Source organism: Candidatus Poriferisocius sp. (assembly GCF_965202595.1).
In the GTDB taxonomy this organism is placed as follows: Bacteria; Actinomycetota; Acidimicrobiia; order Acidimicrobiales; family Bin134; genus Poriferisocius.
Map to the genome: position 1 here is coordinate 517,219 of NZ_OZ241836.1, position 20,964 is coordinate 538,182.

Sequence of the window (20,964 nt, forward strand, 5' to 3'; positions counted from 1 at the left end):
CTAAACATACTCATGTATTTTTCCAGCCGACATTCCCAGCCGACATTCATAGTGGGGAGTGACCGGTATGGCATCTGATCGACCCAACATCCTTTTGATCGTGTCCGATGAGGAGCGGCGCAACTCATGGTTGGACGGTGTGGTGGACATGCCCGCCCACGACCGGTTGCGGCGCGACGGCCTGGACTTCGCCCGCTACTACACCCACTCCTCGCCGTGCTCGCCGTCCCGGGCCAGCCTGTACACCGGCAGCTACCTGGCCGAGCACAAGGTGGTGGACAACGTCAGCTTCCCGGCCCACACCGCGCTCGACCCGGCCATACCCACCGTGGGGCGGCTGCTTCGGGATGCCGGATACGAATCGGCCTACCTGGGGAAGTTCCATCTCACCCACGAGCCGAGGCCCGACATGGATGCCTTCGGCTACAGCGGCTGGCGAGGCGACGACCGCCACTACATAGGGGGGCCGTGGACCGGGCGGCACTTCGACCCGGTGATCGCCACCCAGGCGGTGGATTGGCTGCGGACCCATGGCACCGATCCCACCGCCGGCCCCTGGTTCTTGACCGTGGCGCTGGTGAATCCCCACGACGTGATGTGGTTTCCGCTGGACCAGCCCTCGTACCAGCGGGCGAACCCCGACTCCGCCGCTATCTTCCGGTTCCTTCACGAGCACATGCTCGGGGGGAAGGTGGATCTCGATCCCCTGGAGGAGATCTACCCCCGCCGGTTCACCCGGCTGCCCGACAACTTCGACGACGACCTTCACACCAAGCCCGAGGTTCAGCGGGCGTGGCGGCACGTCCGCAATCGGGAGCACATGGTGGGCAACATGGACCTCGACGACGTTGACTCGTGGTTGCGCCAGCTCGACTACTACGCCTGGCTCCACGAGCTTTTGGATCACAGCATCGCCTCGGTGCTGGGGGCGCTCGACGAGATCGGGGCCTACGACGACACCGTGGTCATCTACACCTCCGACCACGGCGACACCTGCGGATCGCACGGGCTGCGGGCCAAGCTGCCCTGCGTGTACGAGGAGGTCATGGGGGTGCCGCTCATCGTCAAGGCCCCCGGACTCACACCGGCGGGAGCGACCACCGATGCGCTGGCCACCCACGTGGACCTGGCCACCACCATTGCGGCGTTGGGCGGGGTGGACGTGGGCGGTGTTCCCACCCTGTCGGGTCGGGATCTGACCCCGGCGCTGGCCGATCCGTCGGCATCGGTGCGGGACTACGTTTTGTTCAGCCAGGACAGCGCCCAGTCCGAACTTTTGCGTCACAGCCGCTACGCGGTGCGGGGCTTCTTCGACGGGGAGACCAAGTACGCCCGTTACTACGGCGTGGGGGGCGGCATCGACCGGACCGGCAACCCCGCTCCCGAGCCCAAACTGTTCGATGTGGATGCCGATTTCGACGACCATGACCACGAGTGGTACGCCCCGGCCGACGATCCCCACGAGCTGGTGAATCTGGCCAATGACCGCGCCCGCCGATCCGAGCTGCGGGAGTTGTTCGCTCGCCTGCTGGAGTACGAGGCCGCCGAGTTGGGGGGCTGACCGGAGGTTGTTTTTTGACCCCTTCGGGAAACAATCCGCACCCGACCGTCCTGCTGGCCCTGGCCAGCGTGGCGGTCTCTCTGGGGGCGGTACCGCTGATGTGGGTGGGGGATTTCCGGCTGGGTTCGCTGTCCAACGGCTTCTGCATGGCACTGACGGTCGTGGCGATGCTGCTGGCCGGCATGGGGGCCCGAACGATGCTTCTGGTGCGATGGCGGGACAGGACCCACCCCTCGGTCCTCATGGGGATATCCTCCATAGCCGTCGGTATGACTGCGGTTCCGCTTCGGGGCGCGGGCACGCCGGAACCGGACCCGCTCCATCAGGGGCTGTTGGTCGCCATCATGGACTCGCTCCATCAGGGGCTGCTGGTCGCCATCATGCTGGTGGCCATGGTGCTGGCCTTCTCCTGCGTGGCCACCGCTCTGGGTAGTATGGCCCCGGTGCGGGTGGGACTGTATTTATTCTCGGATCACCCGCAGTTGCCGGAGACCAGTTTGCAGGCCTTTCCCGCAAGCCTGGGGCCGGATGTGCTCGACGACATCGCCGATACCTACGAGGAGGTGTGGCAGGCCATCGCGGCGGCTCATGATGCCGGTACCTGTTCGAGGAAGTTCGTCCGGACCCAGGTTCAGCTACTGCGAGGGCTCGCCACCCGGGTGGATACCGCTCCCACCGATGTTGCCATACGAGCCGAGGCCGACGTATTCGACCGCAAGGCCCGCCGGGCGGCCCGCTCCATGAACTCCGCGTCCGCCCTCTACATCAGGGAGCAGTGCCACAAGCGCTTCACCGTTGCCGTCACCATCGCCAACCACCGGCGCGGCCGCTGAGCGGGTTTCGCGGGTGGTGGTGGGGCATTTCTCGGGCTGAGCGGGCACCGGCTGGGCGGGGGAGGGGCGGGCGCGGTGAAGGGGGGGAGGGATCCCCGTTAGTCACGCCTCCAGCCACCGGTGGTGATCTGGTGCCATATCTTCCGGTCGCGCTCGTCGGCCGGGCGGCCCACCCGGGTTACAACATCCACATCGGGGGATTCCGACCGCAAAGCGGCGGCGGTGCACCGCTCGGTCGGGCGGTGGGCGAAGGGGTCGAACCGGTAGTGGTGCATGGCGTTGCGGTGGGTGATCTTGGCCACCACATCCTCGGGCAGGCCGTCGAGCAGTTTGGCCACGTACTCGGGGGACTGGGGCCAGGTTCCGTCGGAGTGGGGGTAGTCCGACTCCCAGCTCAGGTTGTCCACGTTGAACTCGTCGAGAAGCTTCACCCCGATGCGGTCGTTGATGAAGCAGCACAGTATGTGGTTGCGGAACACACCGGCGGGACCACCGGCGGCTCCGAAGGTGTGCTGGATCCACCCCGAGTGACGATCCTGCACGTGCTCGGCCCGCCACAGGAAGTAGGGGATCCAGCCTATGTCTCCCTCGGTGAGCGAAAACTTGAGGCCGGGGAATCGGTCCCAGAACTCCGCCCACAGAAGCTCCACGAGGGTGGATATGGTGGTGGCCGACGAGAGGGTCATCTGCACACCGGCCGGGGCATCGGGCGAGGCCCCCACCCCGCGCGAAGACGATCCCAGGTGGCAGCACAGCACCGTGCCCAGGTCGCTGCACACCCCGAACAGGCGGTCCCAGGCACCGGAGTGGATCGACGGCATGCCCAAAGCGGCCGGATTCTCGGAGAATGTCACCGCGTGGCAACCGTTCTCGGCCAACCGCTCGACCTCGGCCACCGCCCGGTCCACGTCGTAGAGCGGGAGGATGCCGCAGGGGATGAAACGACCCGGGTAGGCACCGGCCCACTCGAAGACATGCCAGTCGTTGTAGGCCTTGATCATCACCTCGTTGATATCGGGATCGGGCCCCTCGTTGAGCACCTGGCCGGAGAACCCCGTCCAGTTGGGAAAGTTCAGCCCGGCGAGCTGGCCTCCGGCGTTCATGTCCCGCACCCGCTCGTGCACGTCGTAGCAGCCGGGTCGCATCTCGTCGTAGCGGCTGGCATCCAGGTTGAAGTACTCCCGGGGCTTGCCGGCTACCGCGTTCAGCCCCAGGTTGCGGCCGGGGAGTTTGCCGTAGTACCACTGCTCCCGGCCGTTCTCGTCGGTAACCACCCGGGGGGCGTGCTCCCTGTACTTGTCGGGCACGTGGGCCTCGAACATGTCCGCCGGCTCGGCAATGTGGTCGTCCACGCTGATCAAGATGAGGTCGTCGGGGTTCATCGGGTTCCTCTCAAGATGAGGTCGTCGGGGTTCATCGGGTTCCTCTCAAGATGAGGTCGTGGGGTTCATCGGGTTCCTCTCAAGATGAGGTCGTCGGGGTTCATCGGGTTCCTCTCAAGATGAGGTCGTCGGGGTTCATCGGGTTCCTCCAGGCGGGCCGGTTCGTTGCTCGGCCCGGACCCCAACGGTAATAGAAACGATCCCTGCCTGCCCGCCCTCTTGACCCCGATGCAAGAATGGGTCGTATGACCGACCTGGAAGCCAAGCAGGCGATTACCGAAGCGCTGTACCGCTACTGCCGATCCATGGATCGCATCGACACCGAGTTGGGGTACGGCGTTTGGCACCCGGACGGCACCGCCCTCTACAGCGGTATCTACGAGGGCAGCGGTCGTGGCTTCATCGACTGGGTGTGCGAGGTGCACCGGGGCATGGAGTTCACCTCCCACCAGGTAACCAACATCCTCATCGCTCTGGACGGCGACACCGCTACCAGCGAGGCCTACGTCACGGTGCGCCTGCGCACCTCCGACACCGGTTCGGGCCGGTTCAACATCATGACCACCGGCCGGTATCTGGACCGGTGGTCATGCCGCCACGGCCACTGGGCCATAGACCACCGCCAGTACCTAACGGACTCCTCGTGGACCAATCCGGCCCCCGACCCCGCCGCCCCAGGTGATCCCGGCGACACGGAACCAACCGCAGGGGTCCCCCTCCTCGTACCCCACCCCAACCGCGGCGACCCCAGCTACAGCATCCTTGGAAGTGTCATAGGTGGTGGGTAGCCTTCGGAAATGGCTGACGAGACACGGTAGGCTCTATTGGTGATCGCGACAGAGTTTAGTGTAGATGGTTTGGGCGGGTTGCCATTGGTGGATTCTGCGGGGCATGGTGTTGATGAGGTCTTCGATGATGGCGAGGCGTACCGGGCCGATGTTGAGGTTGGTGCTTTTGGGTAGCCAGCGTCTGAGTGTGGCGTTGTTTTGTTCGTTGGTGGGTCGTTGCCAGGGGGATCGGGGTTCGCAGAAATAGACCTGTATGTTGAGGGTTTTTTCGATGTCGGCCCATTTGGCCATTTCTGTTCCTTGGTCCCAGGTCAGGGTTTTGACCATTTCGGCGGGTTGGCGTTTGAGTGCGGCGGTGACGGCTTTGGCGGTGTTTCGGGCGTCGTAACCATCACATAAAGGCACTACCAGGGTGTGGCGGCTGGTGCGCTCCACCAGGGTGGCTACGGCTGATTGGTTGTTCGCACCGATTATCAGATCACCTTCCCAGTGGCCCGCCTCGGCTCGGGTGTCGACTATTGCGGGGCGCTGCGCTATGGGCCGGAAATCACCCAGCACGGAGCGTTTCGCCTGCTCACAACGGCTTCGGGGTTTGCGCCGCCGGCGACGGCGCACCAGCAGTTTCCAGCTATCGGCTGCTAGGCCGCTGCGTCCGCTGGGGTCGTAACACGCCCGGTAGATGGTTTCTGCGCACACCCGCAGCCCTTGTTTGCGGAGAGATTCTGAGATCGCATGAGGGGACCAACGAAGCGCCAACAACTCGGCCACCGCGTCGGCCAACACCGGATCTGTGGCCAACTTGGATGGGCGAGGCCTCAAAGCCCGCACATCGGCAACGGCTTGGGCCGCATCGGCCCGATACACCGAACCACCCCCGTTGCGCCGCAACTCCCGCCACACCGCGGAGCGGCTCCTGCCCAACCGGCGGGCCATCTCAGCTGTCCCCACCCCCATCCCAACCATAGTCTCGATGCGGGCACGCTCGCCCGCACACAACCTCTGTGCCATACTGGAACACCTCCACCGGTGATTCGCCAATGTTTCTGATCGACCATCATGGCCGACCTGTCGCGATCACCGGTGGAGCCTTCCCACCTCCAGTGAATGGAGCCGATGACGGGGCGGACGCGGCCCCGGAACCCCCTGAAGATGAGTCCAGTGCCTTGACTATGTTGTGTAATGAATACATTGTATGGAGTGATTTTGCCGATGAAGTCACGGAACCTGCTTGATATGGTTGGAGATATGTCACTGATGAAGAGCTCACTCAACCTCGCTGCCTTGAAGATCTCAGCTCAACAATTTTCAACTGAACTAACATCGACCTCTATTTCATCTCTATATGGAGTTACTGATGGAAAGGCTGTAGGGTCATATGTTGAAAAGGCTTTTGTTGAATATGTTTCAAAGCGCTTTGATTTTCAAGCTGGCAATTCTGCACAAGGACTTGATTTTCCAAAACTTAGTGTAGATATTAAGGTAACTTCTATACGGCAACCACAATCAAGCTGTCCATTTATAAGCGCAGATCAAAAGGTATATGGCCTTGGTTACCACCTTTTGGTATTTGTATATGAGAAAACTGATATTGCATCAGATAAGGTTGCAAAGCTAGAAATAAAACATGTAATTTTTATTGATAAGCTGTATACTGGTGATTTTCAGACAACAAAAGGCATTTGTGAGCTGTTAGATTCTGGGGCAAATGCTGATGACTTAGATGCTTTTATTGAAGAGCGTAATCTCCCATTAGATTATATTGGAAGGAGAAATTTAGCGACACGTTTGATGGCTGACAGACCAAGAATAGGTTGGCTCACAATCTCTAATGCACTTCAGTGGAGACTACAGTATACTAGGGCTATAGAAAAAGCTTCATCCGAGGAATTGGAGGGAGTTGAGAATCTAAGTGGCTAGAGATGAATGGGGGGACTTCCAGACCCCGTTTGACCTTACACAACAAATCATAGAGATATTTAGGCATCAAAACTGGAAGCGAATACTTGAACCAACCTGTGGAGTTGGCAATTTCCTCAAATCTTCCACCATTCTAGGTGACCACATTCAACGGCAGGGCATTGAAGTAAACTCTGCATATGTTGCAAAGGCTCGATCTGCTGGTTTTGATGTTAGGCAAGGTAATATATTCCACATGAAATTAAATACTGAGCTTATATGGCAACAGAAGGGTTCACTTCTAGTTATTGGGAATCCTCCCTGGATTACAAATTCACAGCTCGGAATGCTAGGTTCAATGAACCTACCTACTAAATCAAATATAAAAGGGTTTGATGGATTTTCAGCAATTACAGGTTCTTCTAATTTTGATATTGCAGAGTTTATTTTTCTTAAGCTTATGATTGAATTGGAGCATGAAAAGCCTACAATCGCACTTCTAGTAAAAACACAAGTTGCCAGGAATATACTTCTGTATGCTGAACAATCTAATTTGCATTATTCTGGCTATGAGATCCGCTTGATAGATGCAAAAAAACACTTCAATGTAAGTGTAGATGCTTGCCTATTTGTTGCACAGTATGATGAGAATCCGAAATATGAATGTGATGTGTACCCGGACATCATATCTGAAAAACCAATAAAGCAAATGATATCAATAAATGGGAAACTAATTTCAGATACTGCGAAGTACAAGTTAGCAAAGCAAATAGATGGGGTTTCGCCACTTGAGTGGCGTTCTGGAATAAAACATGACGCTGCAAAGGTAATGGAAGTAAATCTTGACACTGTACGTAGGTATGAGTTGGAGGACAAATATGTCTATCCACTACTCAAATGTAGTGATATTTTTTGTGGACGTTTGCAGCCTAATAAGTATGTTATTGTAACACAACAAAAATTAGGTGAAGATACTAGACACCTCAAGTATGATGCCCCTAAATTGTGGATATATCTTATGGAAAACTCTAAAATCCTTGATGGGCGTAAGTCCAAGTTATACAACAAACAGCCAAGATTCTCCATGTTTGGTATAGGTGACTATGCTTTTGCCCCATTCAAAATTGCGGTTTCTGGTCTCCACAAGAGTGCTAGGTTTGCACTTTTAGGTTCATTTGAAGGTTATCCAGTCCTTGTAGATGATGCTAGCTATATTCTTTCATTTGATGATTCCCATAATGCAGCATTATGTTACGCTCTTCTCTCCAGCAAGATAGTGTCAGATATGCTACAGGCAATAGTTTTTACAGATTCAAAGAGGCCGATCACAAAAAAGGTACTTCAAAGAATTGATCTGAGGAGCGTCGTTGAATCTAGTTCATTCAGAGATATAATACCTTTCGCAAACCATTCTCTATATTCTATTGGAGAGCAGTTGAGCCGCCCATGGGAAACTGTTATTTCTTCGCTCATGATGGAGTGGGATGCAAAACCTACATTGAACTTTGCTAACTCCTGATCGAACGCGGTTCATCAGCGCCAGGTGATGTGGGCGGGGAGGTCGCCGTAGGTGAGGTTGGCGGGTAGCGGTGGGTACTCGAACCCGGCAAGTGGGGTCAGGGCGGCCACTCGGTCAAGCAGGGTCTCGATAGCGGTGACTCCTTCGAGGCGGGCCAAGCTGGCCCCGGGGCAGATGTGGGCACCGGCACCGAAGGCCACGTGGTTGAGCATGTCGGGCCGGTCGAGCCGGAAACTCTCGGGGTCGTCGTACTGGGCCTCGTCCCGGTTGGCCGAGGCCAGACCCACCTCCACCCAGTCGCCCCGTTTCATCTTCACCCCGCCCAGGGTGGTATCGCTCAGGCACCGCGTTATTCCTCGAATGGTTCTCGCCAGGGGCCGGCCAGGTGTCCGCCGTCGATCACGAACTGGGCACCGGTGATGTAGTTGGCCTCGTCGCTGGCCAGAAACAGGGCCAGGGAGGCGATCTCGTGGGGTTCGCCCATGCGCTTGATGGGCTGCATGGCCATTAGGCGGTCCAGGCGGGCCCTGGTCTCGGGCGGGGCCTCCTGCACCATCGGGCTGTTGATCACCCCGGGGTGGATGGAGTTGACCCTTATCCCCAGCGGTCCCAGTTCGATGGCCGCGGAGCGTGTCATGCCGGTGACCGCGAACTTGCTGCCGGCGTAGCTGGTCATGCCCAGCACCCCGACGATGCCGTCAATGGATGAGATGTTCACGATGGCCCCGTTGCCGGTGGCCACCAGTGCGGCTTTGGCTGCTCGCATGCCCAGGTAGACGCCGTGGAGATTGATGTCGATCATCTCGTGGTGGGCTTTCAGATCGAGCCCGTCGAGGGTGCCGAACGCCCCGGTACCAGCGTTGTTGATCAGGATGTCCAGCTTGCCGAACCGCTCGACCGTGGCGGCCACCGCGGTATTCCAGTCGTCCTCGCGGGTGACATCCAGAGGCTGGTAGAAGGTGTCGGCCCCAGTTCGACGGCAAGCTGCTCACCCAGCACGTCCCTGATGTCGGTTATGACCACCCTGGCCCCCTCGGCCACGAACCGGCGGGCCTCGGCCTCCCCCTGCCCCCGGGCGCTGCCGGTGATGAGCGCCACCTTCCCCTCCAGCCGCCCGCTCATTGGTTCTTCATTCACCGGTTATCGCCTCCCGATTGGTTATCGCAGGTTTGCTATCGCCCGCTGTGACCCCGCCGGACCGATTGGTTATCGCAGGTTTGCTATCGCCCGCTGTGACCCCGCCGGACCGCTGGGTATTTCCTGCCCACCGGGTCAACTCGCCGGCAGGGCCGCCGTCTCGTGGGTTTCGTAGGCATCCTCGTCGATGGTGGCGGTCTGGTTCTTGAACGTGGTCATGTTGTGGGGCCACTGGGTGACGATGCGACCGCTGGGGCTGCGGTAGTAGCCGTTGCAGCTCGCATGCCAGGGCTCGATTCCGGCGATGCCCTCCTGAACCCAGTCGTTGTAGCGGGCCATGGGTTCGGCCTTCACGTCCACCCAGGCCAGCTTCCGGTCGGCGATGCGCCGGATGTGGGCCAGGGCGTACTCCACCTGGTATTCGATCATGGTGATTATCGAGCCGTTGTTGGTGTTGGGGCCGTACAGCATGAACAGGTTGGGGAATCCGCTGGTGGTGATGCCCATGTAGGCGGTGGCACCGTCGTTCCATGCATCCTCGATGCGCAGGCCGCCCCGGCCCACCACCTCGATGGCCGACAGGTACTTGGTGGTGGAGAACCCGGTGGCCAGCACCATGGTGTCCATGAACCGCTCGGTGCCGCCGGTGGTGAGGATCCCCCGGGGCGTGATCCGCTCGATGGGGTCGGTGACCAGCTCCACGTTGGGGCGGTTGAAGGTGGTGTAGTACTCGTTGTGGAACAGCGGGCGCTTGCACCCCCACATGTGGGTGGGGGTGAGCCTGGCCCGCAGCTCGGGGTCGGCCACCGCCTCCAGGGCTCGACGGCCGAGCGCCTCCATCTCGGCCCGCCGGTTGGGATCCTTGAAGGCCATACCGCTGTCCACCTGCTCGAACAGCTCGTTGCGGCGGGTCACGACCATGGAGGGGTCGGCCCGGCGGGCGGCCAGCTCCTCGGGGGTGTAGGGGTCGTCCTCCTTGGGCAGCACCCAGTTGGCGGTGCGCTGGAACACATGGAGCCGGCCCACCTCGGGGGCGATCTCGGGGATGAGCTGCACCGCGCTGGCCGCCGAGCCGACCACCCCCACCGTCTCGCCGGCCAGGTCGTGGTCCCAATCCCATCGGGCCGAGTGAATGGTGGTGCCCTCGAAGGATCCCAAACCCTCGATGTCGGGCAGGGGCACGTCGTTGAACATTCCCAGCGCGCTGATCACCACCTCGGCCTCCACCTCGGTGCCGGACTCGGTTGTCAACGTCCAGGTGGCCCGGTTCTCGTCCCAGCGGGCCGATCTCACTGCGTCGCCGAACCGGCAGTGGGCGAGCACCCCGTACTTGCGGGCGCAGTGCTCCATGTAGCGCAGGATCTCGGGCTGGCGGGCGTAGGGGCGGGTCCACTCGGTGTTCACCTCGAATGAGAACGAGTAGAGCTCCGACTGGATGTCACAGGCGCAGCCCGGGTAGCGGTTGTGGTACCAGGTGCCGCCCACGCCGCTGCTCTTCTCGAGCACGGTGAAGTTCTCGAACCCCTCCTGGCGCAGCCGGATGGCGGCGCACAACCCACCCGGACCGCCCCCGATTATGGCTATCCGCAGGTCGCCGGTTCCGTTGCTGCCGGAAGCCCCGAAGTGTTGCGTGCTCATTTCCCCCCTTTGGATGCGCTCGGGTTGATGCGCTCGGAAAAAGCTACTCCCGGAGCTGCGGTCAGATAAAACGCAAGCAACAACGGGCCTCCACGCAGGGGCATCCCCCACAGGTGTTGCCCTTGATCGGTCGTGGCCCACGTCGGCAAGCCACAGGGACCAATGGTGCATGCCGCCAGCCCTGTATCGCCTCCGCTGGAGCCGATGGTACAATACCTCACATGGGTACCGCCGCTGTTTTGAAGGCCAGCGATGTGCCTACCCTTGAGGATGCGAAGCGCGTCGCTCAGGTATTCGTTGGCGAATACGGTGTTGGGGCAGTGCTGCTGTTCGGGTCGGTTGCTGAGGGCGTAGCTGGCAGTGGCAGCGATCTTGATCTGGTGGCAGTGTACGACGATCTTGACTACTCCACACGTTACCAGCGGTGGAAGGACTTGAAATTCGCAGCTCGGAAGTGCGTGGGTTACGAGATCGATCTGCTGGTTACCGACCGTCCCGAATGGAAGCTCCGCACCGAAGCAGTTGGTAACTCCTTCGAGTGCGGCATAGCAGGAACCACCCGGATTTTGCTTGATAAGCCCGGGGGTAAGATAGATTGGGAAAAGGAAATAGGAATGCCCGACTCCGAGCAGAAAGAAACTGATGAGAAACTGGGTGACATGGGTGGAGCATTACGAGAGATTGAAGATAAGTACAAGGCCAGGGAGCGTGAAGAATCAGCACGCTTCAAAAACGACGAGTGGGGGTTGGAGTATTTGAGGCGAGAGAGGTTGGCAAAAATATGTGCAAGTGGTGCAATGGCCATCGAGCACGGGCTCAAAGCTCTTGTATCAATGTCTGGAAAGCCATTTGCACGTACACATTCCTCTGCTGACCTAACAGAGGAAATTCCAGAGCATATGGCTCACCGGTATGCAGTTATACCTGAAGACCTGTTGGGTATTATATACATATGGAGGCAAGCAGGATCGTATGAATCCGAGTTGACACAGATGCATCTTTCTACCGAGGATCTGGCCCGGCTGGCTTCGCAGTACACAGAGGCAGCAACACATTTTGCCAAAGGAGTGCTGGAAGAATATGTCCTCACCTATCCCGAACCTGGTCAGCAAGCTAGCTGGGGCTTATATATGTGACTAGCCAAACTACATCTGGCCTGGGATTTTTTTGACTGGTTAGAGAGAAAAGCCCTGGTCAAAACAGATGTGGTTAGCTTTGTATATAATTTCCGCATTAGACGCTATCCTCCAAATCGGTTGTGTCCACAGCGTCGGGTGGCATGATGAGCACGGCTCGGAGCATATCCGCTAGTTCTTCCTCTGTGGGATAGTCAGGCTGCATTCGCTTGGACCCCCTCGGCGGTTAGACGGTCATAGGTTAGTAGTTTGTCCTCCATCATGGAGAACGCATCCGCCATTTGCTGAATCGTGTTCTTGGGACGCTCGTTGTGCCTGTGCTGGAACTCAGCGATGTAGCGGTGGAGATGTTCAGGCGATATGTGGTGGTAGGTGCCCTGATAGCCGCGCTTGAGCAACGCCCAAAAGGATTCCAGCCCATTCGTGTGGGCCATCCCATCAACCCAGCGACCTGTCGAATGCGTAACGGCGTGGTGCTTGTACCCGGCCCTGTTCAACGGCAGGTAGCCGGGGGCCTCGTCGGTGAACACCACAGATTCCCTCTCAGTGTGGTCGGTGACCACGGCGGTCAAGGTAGCAGCTTTGGTGTCAGCCACCACACCGGCAGCAACTCGACCCGTTGTCCGCTCCCTCACACCGGCGACGATAGCCTTCCCCGATGGGCCGCCTGCTGCTTTCATCCGTTTGTGCTGGTGCTTGTTGCGCTCCAGCCCGCCCACATAGGTCTCATCGGCCTCCACCGGGCCGACAAACAGGAAATCGTCAACCTTCATCCCCTCACGAATCCGGTGCGCCAAATGCCACGCCGTTTTCTGCGTCACCCCAAGATCACGATGCAACTTCATACTAGACACACCTTTCAACCCGGTGTTGAACAAATACACGGCTAACAACCATGTCTGGCAGGAGAGCTTTGAGTCGGCCATCACCGTGCCGGTCTTCACTGAGAAATGCTTACGGCAGTCCTTACACCGAAAGGGCATCGGCTGGCGGGTTCTTATACGACTGATCCGTTCACTTTGGCATCGTGGACAGGCCACACCGTTCGGCCACCGCGCCGCTTCTATAAAAGCTTCTGCACTTTGATCGTCGGGAAAGAGTCGAAAAAATTGAGGCAAGGAAATGCCTTTCCTGCCCGACCGTCCCGGCCCTTTACCCGAGGATTTATTATTCTCCATATTTACTATTATACCAACACAAGCGACACTTTCTCTGTGGCCCAATTCCCCAGGTCAACAGTAGTTTGGCTAGTCACATATATAAGCCCCAGCTAGCTTGCTAGGTGCCACTTGTGAAGATATAGAGGCTTTGTATTTTGTTGATGATATATAGTTCAGGGTATATGCTATTATCTACTTTTAAGACAGGGTTTGTAAAAGTATATATTTGGTTCAGTTGTTGGAATAAACCTATTGATGCGGACGGCGGGTTTGGTCAGTCGGGCTTGGGGGGTTGGGGTATCTCGTACTGGATGGCGGCTCGGTCGGATATGGCGGGGCGGATTATTTCGGAGACTATCCTTTGGTGTTCGGGGTGGTCGCGGTATGTGAGGTAGGCGGCTTCGTCGGCGAAATCCCCGACAACGGCGAAATCGAAGTTGCCCTCGGCCAGACCCAGGTCGGGGCCGATGGCATAGGCCTCGGTTGCCCCGGTGGCCCCGGGCATGGTGGCAATGGCATCTCGCACGGCCCGGCGCTGGGTGGCATCTGCATCGTTCCGGAAGCGGAACATGACAACATGGCGGATCATTGGTTGCTCCTTCGTGGGTTGATCTTCGGTTATTGAAGTCCGGCGTAGAGGCCGCCATCCACCGGTAGGGCAGCCCCGGTTATGAACCGGGCGTGCTCGGAGCAGAAGAAGGCGGCGATGCGGCCGAAGTCGGTGGGGCTGCCCACCGTTCGGGTGGCGGCGGTGGATTCCAGGTCGGTCATCCGGTCGCCGAAGAGTTGGGCGAGCCGGTCGGTGGCGTGGTAGCCGGGTTGCAGGGAGTTGACGGTCACCCCGTCGGCCGCCACCTGCTTGGCCATGGTCTTGAGATAACCGGTGACCCCGGCACGAGCAGTGTTGGACAGGATGAGCATGTCCAGGGGTTGGCGCACCGACACCGAGGTGATGGCCAGCACCCGGCCCCAGCCCCGGTCCTGCATGGCGGGGACAGCCTCCTTGGTCATGGCCACCACCGACATGAGGTTCAACTCCAGGGCGGCCGGGTATTGATCGGTGCCGATGGTGGCCCAGTCCCCTCCCGGCGGCCCGCCGGCGTTGGTAACCAGGATGTCGATTCCTCCCAGAGCCTCGGTGGCGGCTCTCACCAGTTCGATGGCAGCGGCTGATCCCGACACGTCGCCGGCTATGGGGATGGAACCGGGCACGCTGCGGGATGCGCCGTCGAGCCGGTCGGGGTCACGGCCGTTAATCACCACCTGGCACCCCTCCTCGGCCAGCGCCATCGCAGTTGCCAGCCCCAACCCGGCCGAGGACGCGGCGACCAGGGCTCGCCGCCCGCTTATTCCTAGATCCACGGGCCGAGGTTAGTGGTCGGGCACCGGTATTTGTGCGCCGTACCCTGGTGGACAGCGCCGGGTCGCCGGGGTTGCATCGAGGATGAGCGGTTCGGGGCCGGGGTCTCACCGTCAAGCTGGGGGGTGGTGGCATAGTATGGCCGGGTGGAAATCGACAGCGTGCAACTGGGTTCGATCAATTCCTTCGCGGTGAGGACAGTCCGTTTTACCGAGTGCATTGCCGAGGCCCATCGGCTGGGCCATGGTCCGGGGCCGCATGCACGACCCTGGTCGCTTGATTTCCAGCGGCGGGCAGCGCCGGTATATGCCGAGGCTTTTCCGGCCGCGTACCGCCGGGGCATAGCCGATGCCAGCAAGTTGGTTGCCAACTACATGGCCAACTACATGGAGGGGGCAACAGTCCCGGAGCCGACCGCAACCGAATGGAGCATAATAACCGAGTTTTTGCACACCACCAGTAAAGCACTATCCGAAGCATCCGATGTTGCTTCGCTCAACCCGGAAGCAGGGCGCGCCAGCATCAGTGGTACATTGCCGGCGGTATTGCGGTACGAGCTGTTCGCCGAACTGCTCAATGTTCAGGGAGTCACTCTGTTGCAGTCCGCAGCCATGGCTGTGGTTAGCTTCTGCCAAGCCAATTTGCCTGCTACGCCCAATGCCATAGAACTCGAGTGGATCATCTCACTTGCTAATCGGGTGCCAGTGGAAGAACTTGCCGAACGCTACAACCTGTCAGCAAGAAATATGTATCGCCGTCTCGAATCCATGTGGAAGCACCTCGGTGTCGGCTCCCAGGTGCAGGGGGTTGCCCTCGCAGTGCAGCATGGGTGGATTGCACTCCCGCCTACAAGTGGGCAGGAAAGTGCAGATCAAGAAAATGAAAGAGGCTGACCTCCAGGCTGGCTAATGAGACCTTACTGGTTGGTATCTCTGGGAATTGTTACCCAACCTTGTTCCACCGCGATGGCTAAGCCTTGGGTGGGGTTGTCCACACCAAGCTGATTCCACAGGTCGGTGAGTTTGCGTTGTATTTGGCGCTTGGAATATCTCATGTGGTTAGCGATATCCGCGTAATGCTCACCATTGGCCAGCCTTTGCAAGCAGGCAAGTTGGAAGTCGTCAGGAACAAATGGTGAGTCAAATCGGCAGTATCGAACAATGACGGTGGCAGCGTTATGCAGCTTGTTTACCAATTCAGGGTGAAATAGCTTGGCCAACTCCTCGTAGCGTACCAACTCCAGCATGCAGTCATTGATCTCGGAACCCTCGAAAGACGGAAGGCTCCACCGGTGATCGCGACAGGTCGGCCATGATGGTCGATCAGAAACATTGGCGAATCACCGGTGGAGGTGTTCCAGTATGGCACAGAGGTTGTGTGCGGGCGAGCGTGCCCGCATCGAGACTATGGTTGGGATGGGGGTGGGGACAGCTGAGATGGCCCGCCGGTTGGGCAGGAGCCGCTCCGCGGTGTGGCGGGAGTTGCGGCGCAACGGGGGTGGTTCGGTGTATCGGGCCGATGCGGCCCAAGCCGTTGCCGATGTGCGGGCTTTGAGGCCTCGCCCATCCAAGTTGGCCACAGATCCGGTGTTGGCCGACGCGGTGGCCGAGTTGTTGGCGCTTCGTTGGTCCCCTCATGCGATCTCAGAATCTCTCCGCAAACAAGGGCTGCGGGTGTGCGCAGAAACCATCTACCGGGCGTGTTACGACCCCAGCGGACGCAGCGGCCTAGCAGCCGATAGCTGGAAACTGCTGGTGCGCCGTCGCCGGCGGCGCAAACCCCGAAGCCGTTGTGAGCAGGCGAAACGCTCCGTGCTGGGTGATTTCCGGCCCATAGCGCAGCGCCCCGCAATAGTCGACACCCGAGCCGAGGCGGGCCACTGGGAAGGTGATCTGATAATCGGTGCGAACAACCAATCAGCCGTAGCCACCCTGGTGGAGCGCACCAGCCGCCACACCCTGGTAGTGCCTTTATGTGATGGTTACGACGCCCGAAACACCGCCAAAGCCGTCACCGCCGCACTCAAACGCCAACCCGCCGAAATGGTCAAAACCCTGACCTGGGACCAAGGAACAGAAATGGCCAAATGGGCCGACATCGAAAAAACCCTCAACATACAGGTCTATTTCTGCGAACCCCGATCCCCCTGGCAACGACCCACCAACGAACAAAACAACGCCACACTCAGACGCTGGCTACCCAAAAGCACCAACCTCAACATCGGCCCGGTACGCCTCGCCATCATCGAAGACCTCATCAACACCATGCCCCGCAGAATCCACCAATGGCAACCCGCCCAAACCATCTACACTAAACTCTGTCGCGATCACCAATAGAGCCTACCCACTCTACGGCCATGGGGTGACCAGAATCACCTGCCGAAGTTTTGGAGATTGAGCGGAGGTAGCTGATAATCGTGTTCCATTCTTCGGTCACTGAGTTGTCGGGCTGCATTAACTCCATCAAGCCAGCACAGTGTTCAAACGATTCAGCAATTAGCTCCACCTGGTGCGGGGGCAAGGTCAACTCGTAAACATCGCGGGCTTGGCGGCGAAACTTTTCGCTATCGCTATCGGTATGCTCGCCAGGCCCGTGCCCCAGATCGTGCGCCTCAGAGATTTGTGCCGCCTGCCACTGGATCCATCTAGCGTGCCTGAGAACGATGCCGAGCTGCTCTTGCCTGAGCTGCATGGTGCCAATTCTACACCCTCCATGGCTCCACACCTCCGCAGGAGCCTCACTGAACCCTCGCTGGTGGTCGCTGAGGGCGAGCGAAATGGACAGCGCCGACAGTGTGGCTGGGCAGCGGTGCGGCCTCCCTAGCGGGCCTGCCCGGGTGCGGCCTGCCCAGGCTCCATCGGTGCAGCCTGCCCTGCTCAGGTCATGCGGTTCGGACGGGTAGAGACATCATCCACCCTCTCAATGCGTAGGGGCTTGGGGTGTGCTTTTGTCAAAAGAGGACATAAAAGTTGTCCTCTTTTGACAAGCTTTTTGGTTGTGTTCTGCCAATAGGGGGGCTATGTTCATTCGTATTCCCCAGGCAGGGGAGTGCAAGTGCCGAGAGGCATGAAGTTCAGAAAGGTAGGGTTGTGATGATACAGGTTTTGGGACTGATTGGGTTGTAGGAGGCGGTTGTGAAAAGCGCCATACAGCACTCTGTCGACGTGTGTACCGCTAGACTGCTTGCCTCTGTCATTGCTGTCACAATGACAGTTGGCTGCTTGGGCTCTCCAGAGCAGAGGACTGTGGACATCGACGAGAAACGTCTGCGCGAAGCTGAAATAGCCGAGTTGCTGCTTGACAAAGAGATTGCCAAGCATCAACGAGAGATTTTGGCTGATGGATTTGTTGATCTCTCTGAGCTGGAGGAGGCTGGCATCAAAACTGAAGAGTGCATGGCAGAAAACGGTATTCCTAACCCTGCTTTTGAGCTATACCCTTCTGGGTCTTCTGCAGGTAACAAATACAAGTTTACCTGGTATGCAGAAGAGGACTGGACACCACCTGTAGAACGGCCAACTTTAAGCCCAGAAGAGTATGAAAAATATTTTGATATTGATGATAAGATATATCGGACATGTGAAAAAATAAACTTTCTGGCTGTGGCACTTCAGTGGGCTTGGCAGGAGCGGTTGCCGCCTGATGTTCGGGAGGCTGTGGATAAGGCCTTTGAGGATTGTGTCGAGCAGCTCGGTGAGCTTGATGGTAGCGATGAGTGGTTGAGCCGGGAATCGGATTGTTGGGATGAGGCTCAGGAGGTCCGTTGACCTTTCGCCGGGCCTGGTTCCTGCTTGGGGCCGTATTCGCTGCTAGCGGGCTGGCGGGGTGTTCCCAGAGCCCGCTGGTTCAGGATGCTGAGCCGGCGCCGATGGTTGTGGCGGTTGATCGGCAAGAGGTAACAATCACGACCTTCGCCACCTTGGAGCTGGAGTGGAGCCGGCCAGAGGTGCTCTGGGTGGCGGCCTCGGGTTTGGTGACGGAGGTGCTGGTCCAGCCCGGCTACACCGTGCCATCCGGTTCTGCGCTGCTCAATGTTGACGGGGCACCACTGGTGGGGTTGCACACCCCGGCACCATTCCACCGAGCTCTGGAGGCGGGAGACTCGGGCGATGACGTGGCGATGCTAACCGATGCTCTTGCTGCTGCGGGAGATCTGCCGGCGGAAACTGCCGACAACACCACCTTCACCCCGGTTGTTGCCGAGGCGGTGCAGCAGTTCAACCAGCGCCACAACCTCGGCAACACCGACTCCTTCGACCCTTCAAGAATCGTCTGGCTACCGAAGAGGTCTGTGGTTGCCGGTCAAGTCAACCTTCGGGCCGGCGAAGAGGTTGCGGGCCGCACCATCGGGTTCACCCTTAGCCCAGAGCTACTGGATGCGAGGTTGGTGGGCTTGTCCCGCCCGATCTCGGATTGGGCCAACACCTCTGTGATCCTCCCGAACGGGTTGGAGCTTCCACTACCGGAAGATGGGCTGGTGCCGGCCAACTCGCTGACCATACTGCAAGAAGCAGTCGATGCCGGCGTGCCGGACCTGAATGTGCGGGTGGAGAAGCGGCTGGGAACAGCCTCGCTGGTGCCGGTCACCGCAGTGCAGCAGTCGGCCCGGGGCGATGCCTGCGTGTACGATAAGCACAGCAACGTTCATGGAGCGGTGATCGTCGGGGGGGAGGCCGGGATCGTCTACATCTCCGGTACGAGCCTGGATGAAGTATTGGCCAATCCCACTGCCCTGGATCTGGCCAATTGCGGGGGAATGGAAGTTGATGGGTAGCTCGATCGGTCTCGAGTCAGCCTCTTACCATCCGCCCCGCACTGCCTCGCCCATTCTCAGCGAAGCGTGCTTGGAGGTCGGTTCGGGGGAATCGGTTGCGGTTATCGGTCCCAGCGGATCGGGCAAGAGCACGTTGCTGTCCATCCTCGGTGGTATCGAGTCGCCCACTGGCGGCCGGGTGATCGCCACCCACGAGGGTGAGTCCTGCGATCCTTGTTCGCTGGTGTCGTGGATACCCCAGGCCGACACCATGTTGCCCCGCCGGTCGGTTCTCGGCAATGTGCTGCTGGTGTCCAACTCCCGGGGCCGGGTTCGTAGAGCCGACCGCTCACAGGTTGTGCGGCTCTTGCCGGTACTCGGCCTGGGCCTGTCCCCCCGGTCACCGCTGCGGTGCCTCAGCGGCGGTGAGCGCCAGCGGGTCGCCATCCTGCGGGCGGTCATCTGCCGGACTCCCTTCATCTTTGCCGACGAGCCCACCGGCCAACTCGACCTCAGCACCTCGCAGGCGGTGGCCGATGTGCTGTTGAGATGCTGCTCCGACTACGGCCAGGGGCTGCTGGTGGCCACCCACGATCTCACCCTGGCCGAGCGATGCGACCGGGTTATAGAGGTGTGCGACGGCCGTATCGGGGAACGCCGATGAGCCCGTCGCCCGGCTCCACCGACCCGCTACGAAGATGGAAGCCGGGGGCGTGGGGGGCCGAGGCCATTCGGAACCTGGTGGCATCGCCGGGTTCTGCGGCTGTGCTGGTGTCGGTTCTCGCGCTGGTGTACTGGTTCTCGGCCCACGCCGACCAGCGAGAGGTGGAGGCACTGGTTCGCAGCGAACAAAGGCTCCAGCACGAGGGGGCATGGGTTGTGGTTGCCCTTGCCTCCGATGAGGGGGCCACGGTCTCCGGGGAAGCCTGTGGCGCGTTGTCGACCATCACCGGGGTTCTGGGAACCGGGACGATATCCCATCGCAACGCTCGAGCGATCACCGCCCGCACCCCTGCGGGACCGGAACTGGCCGCCGGGGAGCTCTCGCCGTCTTTGGCCGTGCTGCTGTCGGGCCGCGAGCCGCCGCCGGGCACCATAGCGGTGGTGGGTCGGGGAGCCGCCGACCGGCTGGGACTGACCACCGGAAGCCGGCTTGGTGCCAAGTTAACCGGTATGGAACCCCATGGTGCCGTGACTCGGGCTGCGGGGGAGATTGCGGTGGCCGATCTCACCCGGCTGGGCGTGATCAGCGACCGCGGCCTGTGGTTGCTGCGGGCCCGGACCGGTGAGGTGGAGAGCTGCGTGGTCGAGTTCGCCCCCTGGGTGGATGACAATGTTCAGCGGGCGGTGGCCTCCCTGGCCGCCGGGGGTAGCAGGCCCCCCGACCTGTCCCGCTTCACCCGAGTTCCCGAGGGTGAGGACTCCCTGCCCCATCGCTATGCCAACCGATCCACCAGGCTCCTACCCCTCGGTGCGGCCGCGGTGGTGGCGGTGGTGGTCTTCGGTTCGATGGCCCGGCGCCGGTCGGAACTGGCCCTGTACCGGCTGACGGGGGCTAGCCCACGGTCGGCCAAGCTGGTGATCATGGCCGAGATTTCCATTGCCGCGGTGGCCGCGTTCTGCGTAGCCACCGCAGTTCACCTGGCCACCCGTTCCACCGGCATCGACCATGGACTCGTCGCCGCGCTGCGGTGTCTCACCGCCACGGCCGCCGCCGTCCTCCTGGTTGGCATCACCTACTCCAGCGGTTCAGTGGCCAGCGCCATCAAGGATGCCTAGACACACAGGCGAAGATGCCTGG

Annotated in this window: 21 protein-coding genes and 2 pseudogenes; 12 read left to right on the forward strand and 11 right to left on the reverse strand. The window is 59.8% G+C overall.

What is annotated here, in order from left to right; genetic code table 11:
- The first annotated feature begins 67 nt into the window (after positions 1–67).
- Together ACOGXC_RS02700 and ACOGXC_RS02705 are read left to right on the forward strand one after the other, a co-directional pair.
- Entirely contained in the window at positions 68–1,561 is a 1,494-nt protein-coding gene (locus ACOGXC_RS02700) for a sulfatase-like hydrolase/transferase (RefSeq protein WP_419919187.1), read from the forward strand.
- A gap of 14 nt (positions 1,562–1,575) precedes the next feature.
- Entirely contained in the window at positions 1,576–2,394 is an 819-nt protein-coding gene (locus ACOGXC_RS02705) for a hypothetical protein (protein ID WP_419919188.1), read from the forward strand.
- A 98-nt stretch (positions 2,395–2,492) separates the two neighbouring features.
- On the opposite strand, the gene ACOGXC_RS02710 is transcribed toward ACOGXC_RS02705, so the two are convergent.
- The gene (locus tag ACOGXC_RS02710; protein ID WP_419919189.1) at positions 2,493–3,776 is read right to left on the reverse strand and encodes an amidohydrolase family protein; all 1,284 of its coding nucleotides are present in this window, start codon (positions 3,774–3,776) and stop codon (positions 2,493–2,495) included.
- 245 nt (positions 3,777–4,021) lie between these two features.
- Between ACOGXC_RS02710 and ACOGXC_RS02715 the strand changes: the two genes are divergently transcribed.
- Complete coding sequence (locus ACOGXC_RS02715) at positions 4,022–4,564, forward strand: nuclear transport factor 2 family protein (protein ID WP_419919190.1); 543 nt, start codon at positions 4,022–4,024, stop codon at positions 4,562–4,564.
- A 33-nt stretch (positions 4,565–4,597) separates the two neighbouring features.
- On the opposite strand, the gene ACOGXC_RS02720 is transcribed toward ACOGXC_RS02715, so the two are convergent.
- Positions 4,598–5,572: an IS30 family transposase gene (locus tag ACOGXC_RS02720; protein WP_419918168.1), complete on the reverse strand. Its 975-nt coding sequence runs from the start codon at positions 5,570–5,572 to the stop codon at positions 4,598–4,600.
- 237 nt (positions 5,573–5,809) lie between these two features.
- On the opposite strand from ACOGXC_RS02720, the gene ACOGXC_RS02725 reads away from it, so the two are divergent.
- Positions 5,810–6,481 (forward strand): restriction endonuclease, encoded by a 672-nt coding sequence (locus ACOGXC_RS02725; protein ID WP_419919191.1) that lies wholly within the window; start codon positions 5,810–5,812, stop codon positions 6,479–6,481.
- On the forward strand, positions 6,474–7,979 hold the full coding sequence (locus ACOGXC_RS02730) for an SAM-dependent methyltransferase (protein ID WP_419919192.1): 1,506 nt from the start codon (positions 6,474–6,476) through the stop codon (positions 7,977–7,979). The genes ACOGXC_RS02725 and ACOGXC_RS02730 overlap by 8 nt, the downstream gene beginning before the upstream one ends.
- Before the next feature lie 14 nt (positions 7,980–7,993).
- Here the strand turns inward: ACOGXC_RS02730 and ACOGXC_RS02735 are convergent, their stop codons facing one another.
- The 3 genes and pseudogenes from ACOGXC_RS02735 to ACOGXC_RS02745 all read right to left on the reverse strand — a co-directional run bounded on the left by ACOGXC_RS02735 (position 7,994) and on the right by ACOGXC_RS02745 (position 10,754).
- A complete protein-coding gene (locus ACOGXC_RS02735; RefSeq protein WP_419919998.1) occupies positions 7,994–8,353 on the reverse strand; it encodes a cytochrome P450 in 360 nt (119 codons plus the stop codon).
- Positions 8,329–9,101, reverse strand: a pseudogene (locus ACOGXC_RS02740) (SDR family NAD(P)-dependent oxidoreductase). The gene ACOGXC_RS02735 and the pseudogene ACOGXC_RS02740 overlap by 25 nt, the downstream one beginning before the upstream one ends.
- A gap of 150 nt (positions 9,102–9,251) precedes the next feature.
- On the reverse strand, positions 9,252–10,754 hold the full coding sequence (locus ACOGXC_RS02745) for a flavin-containing monooxygenase (RefSeq protein ID WP_419919193.1): 1,503 nt from the start codon (positions 10,752–10,754) through the stop codon (positions 9,252–9,254).
- 221 nt (positions 10,755–10,975) lie between these two features.
- On the opposite strand from ACOGXC_RS02745, the gene ACOGXC_RS02750 reads away from it, so the two are divergent.
- The gene (locus tag ACOGXC_RS02750) at positions 10,976–11,890 is read left to right on the forward strand and encodes a nucleotidyltransferase family protein (protein ID WP_419919194.1); all 915 of its coding nucleotides are present in this window, start codon (positions 10,976–10,978) and stop codon (positions 11,888–11,890) included.
- A gap of 194 nt (positions 11,891–12,084) precedes the next feature.
- Here the strand turns inward: ACOGXC_RS02750 and ACOGXC_RS02755 are convergent, their stop codons facing one another.
- From ACOGXC_RS02755 to ACOGXC_RS02770, 4 genes and pseudogenes are all read right to left on the reverse strand, one after another.
- A complete protein-coding gene (locus ACOGXC_RS02755; RefSeq protein WP_419919999.1) occupies positions 12,085–12,834 on the reverse strand; it encodes an IS1595 family transposase in 750 nt (249 codons plus the stop codon).
- Between the two features lie 18 nt (positions 12,835–12,852).
- Positions 12,853–13,068, reverse strand: a pseudogene (locus ACOGXC_RS02760) (transposase); the annotation flags it as partial.
- 256 nt (positions 13,069–13,324) lie between these two features.
- On the reverse strand, positions 13,325–13,639 hold the full coding sequence (locus tag ACOGXC_RS02765; protein ID WP_419919195.1) for a Dabb family protein: 315 nt from the start codon (positions 13,637–13,639) through the stop codon (positions 13,325–13,327).
- Positions 13,640–13,668: 29 nt separating this feature from the next.
- Positions 13,669–14,412: an SDR family oxidoreductase gene (locus tag ACOGXC_RS02770; RefSeq protein ID WP_419919196.1), complete on the reverse strand. Its 744-nt coding sequence runs from the start codon at positions 14,410–14,412 to the stop codon at positions 13,669–13,671.
- Positions 14,413–14,556: 144 nt separating this feature from the next.
- On the opposite strand from ACOGXC_RS02770, the gene ACOGXC_RS02775 reads away from it, so the two are divergent.
- A complete protein-coding gene (locus ACOGXC_RS02775; protein WP_419919197.1) occupies positions 14,557–15,303 on the forward strand; it encodes a hypothetical protein in 747 nt (248 codons plus the stop codon).
- 23 nt (positions 15,304–15,326) lie between these two features.
- On the opposite strand, the gene ACOGXC_RS02780 is transcribed toward ACOGXC_RS02775, so the two are convergent.
- On the reverse strand, positions 15,327–15,656 hold the full coding sequence (locus ACOGXC_RS02780) for a helix-turn-helix domain-containing protein (protein ID WP_419919198.1): 330 nt from the start codon (positions 15,654–15,656) through the stop codon (positions 15,327–15,329).
- Between the two features lie 115 nt (positions 15,657–15,771).
- Here ACOGXC_RS02780 and ACOGXC_RS02785 point away from each other — a divergent pair, with 115 nt between their 5' ends.
- Positions 15,772–16,746: an IS30 family transposase gene (locus ACOGXC_RS02785; RefSeq protein WP_419918168.1), complete on the forward strand. Its 975-nt coding sequence runs from the start codon at positions 15,772–15,774 to the stop codon at positions 16,744–16,746.
- Here ACOGXC_RS02785 and ACOGXC_RS02790 read toward each other — a convergent pair.
- On the reverse strand, positions 16,721–17,101 hold the full coding sequence (locus ACOGXC_RS02790) for a hypothetical protein (RefSeq protein WP_419919199.1): 381 nt from the start codon (positions 17,099–17,101) through the stop codon (positions 16,721–16,723). The genes ACOGXC_RS02785 and ACOGXC_RS02790 overlap by 26 nt on opposite strands.
- Before the next feature lie 554 nt (positions 17,102–17,655).
- Between ACOGXC_RS02790 and ACOGXC_RS02795 the strand changes: the two genes are divergently transcribed.
- The 4 genes from ACOGXC_RS02795 to ACOGXC_RS02810 are packed head-to-tail and all read left to right on the forward strand — an operon-like array spanning position 17,656 to position 20,942.
- Entirely contained in the window at positions 17,656–18,177 is a 522-nt protein-coding gene (locus tag ACOGXC_RS02795) for a hypothetical protein (RefSeq protein WP_419919200.1), read from the forward strand.
- Positions 18,174–19,184: a hypothetical protein gene (locus ACOGXC_RS02800; protein ID WP_419919201.1), complete on the forward strand. Its 1,011-nt coding sequence runs from the start codon at positions 18,174–18,176 to the stop codon at positions 19,182–19,184. The genes ACOGXC_RS02795 and ACOGXC_RS02800 overlap by 4 nt, the downstream gene beginning before the upstream one ends.
- Positions 19,177–19,827 (forward strand): ABC transporter ATP-binding protein, encoded by a 651-nt coding sequence (locus tag ACOGXC_RS02805; RefSeq protein ID WP_419919202.1) that lies wholly within the window; start codon positions 19,177–19,179, stop codon positions 19,825–19,827. The genes ACOGXC_RS02800 and ACOGXC_RS02805 overlap by 8 nt, the downstream gene beginning before the upstream one ends.
- Entirely contained in the window at positions 19,824–20,942 is a 1,119-nt protein-coding gene (locus ACOGXC_RS02810) for a hypothetical protein (RefSeq protein WP_419919203.1), read from the forward strand. Before ACOGXC_RS02805 ends, ACOGXC_RS02810 begins: the two co-directional genes overlap by 4 nt.
- Positions 20,943–20,964: the final 22 nt, after the last annotated feature.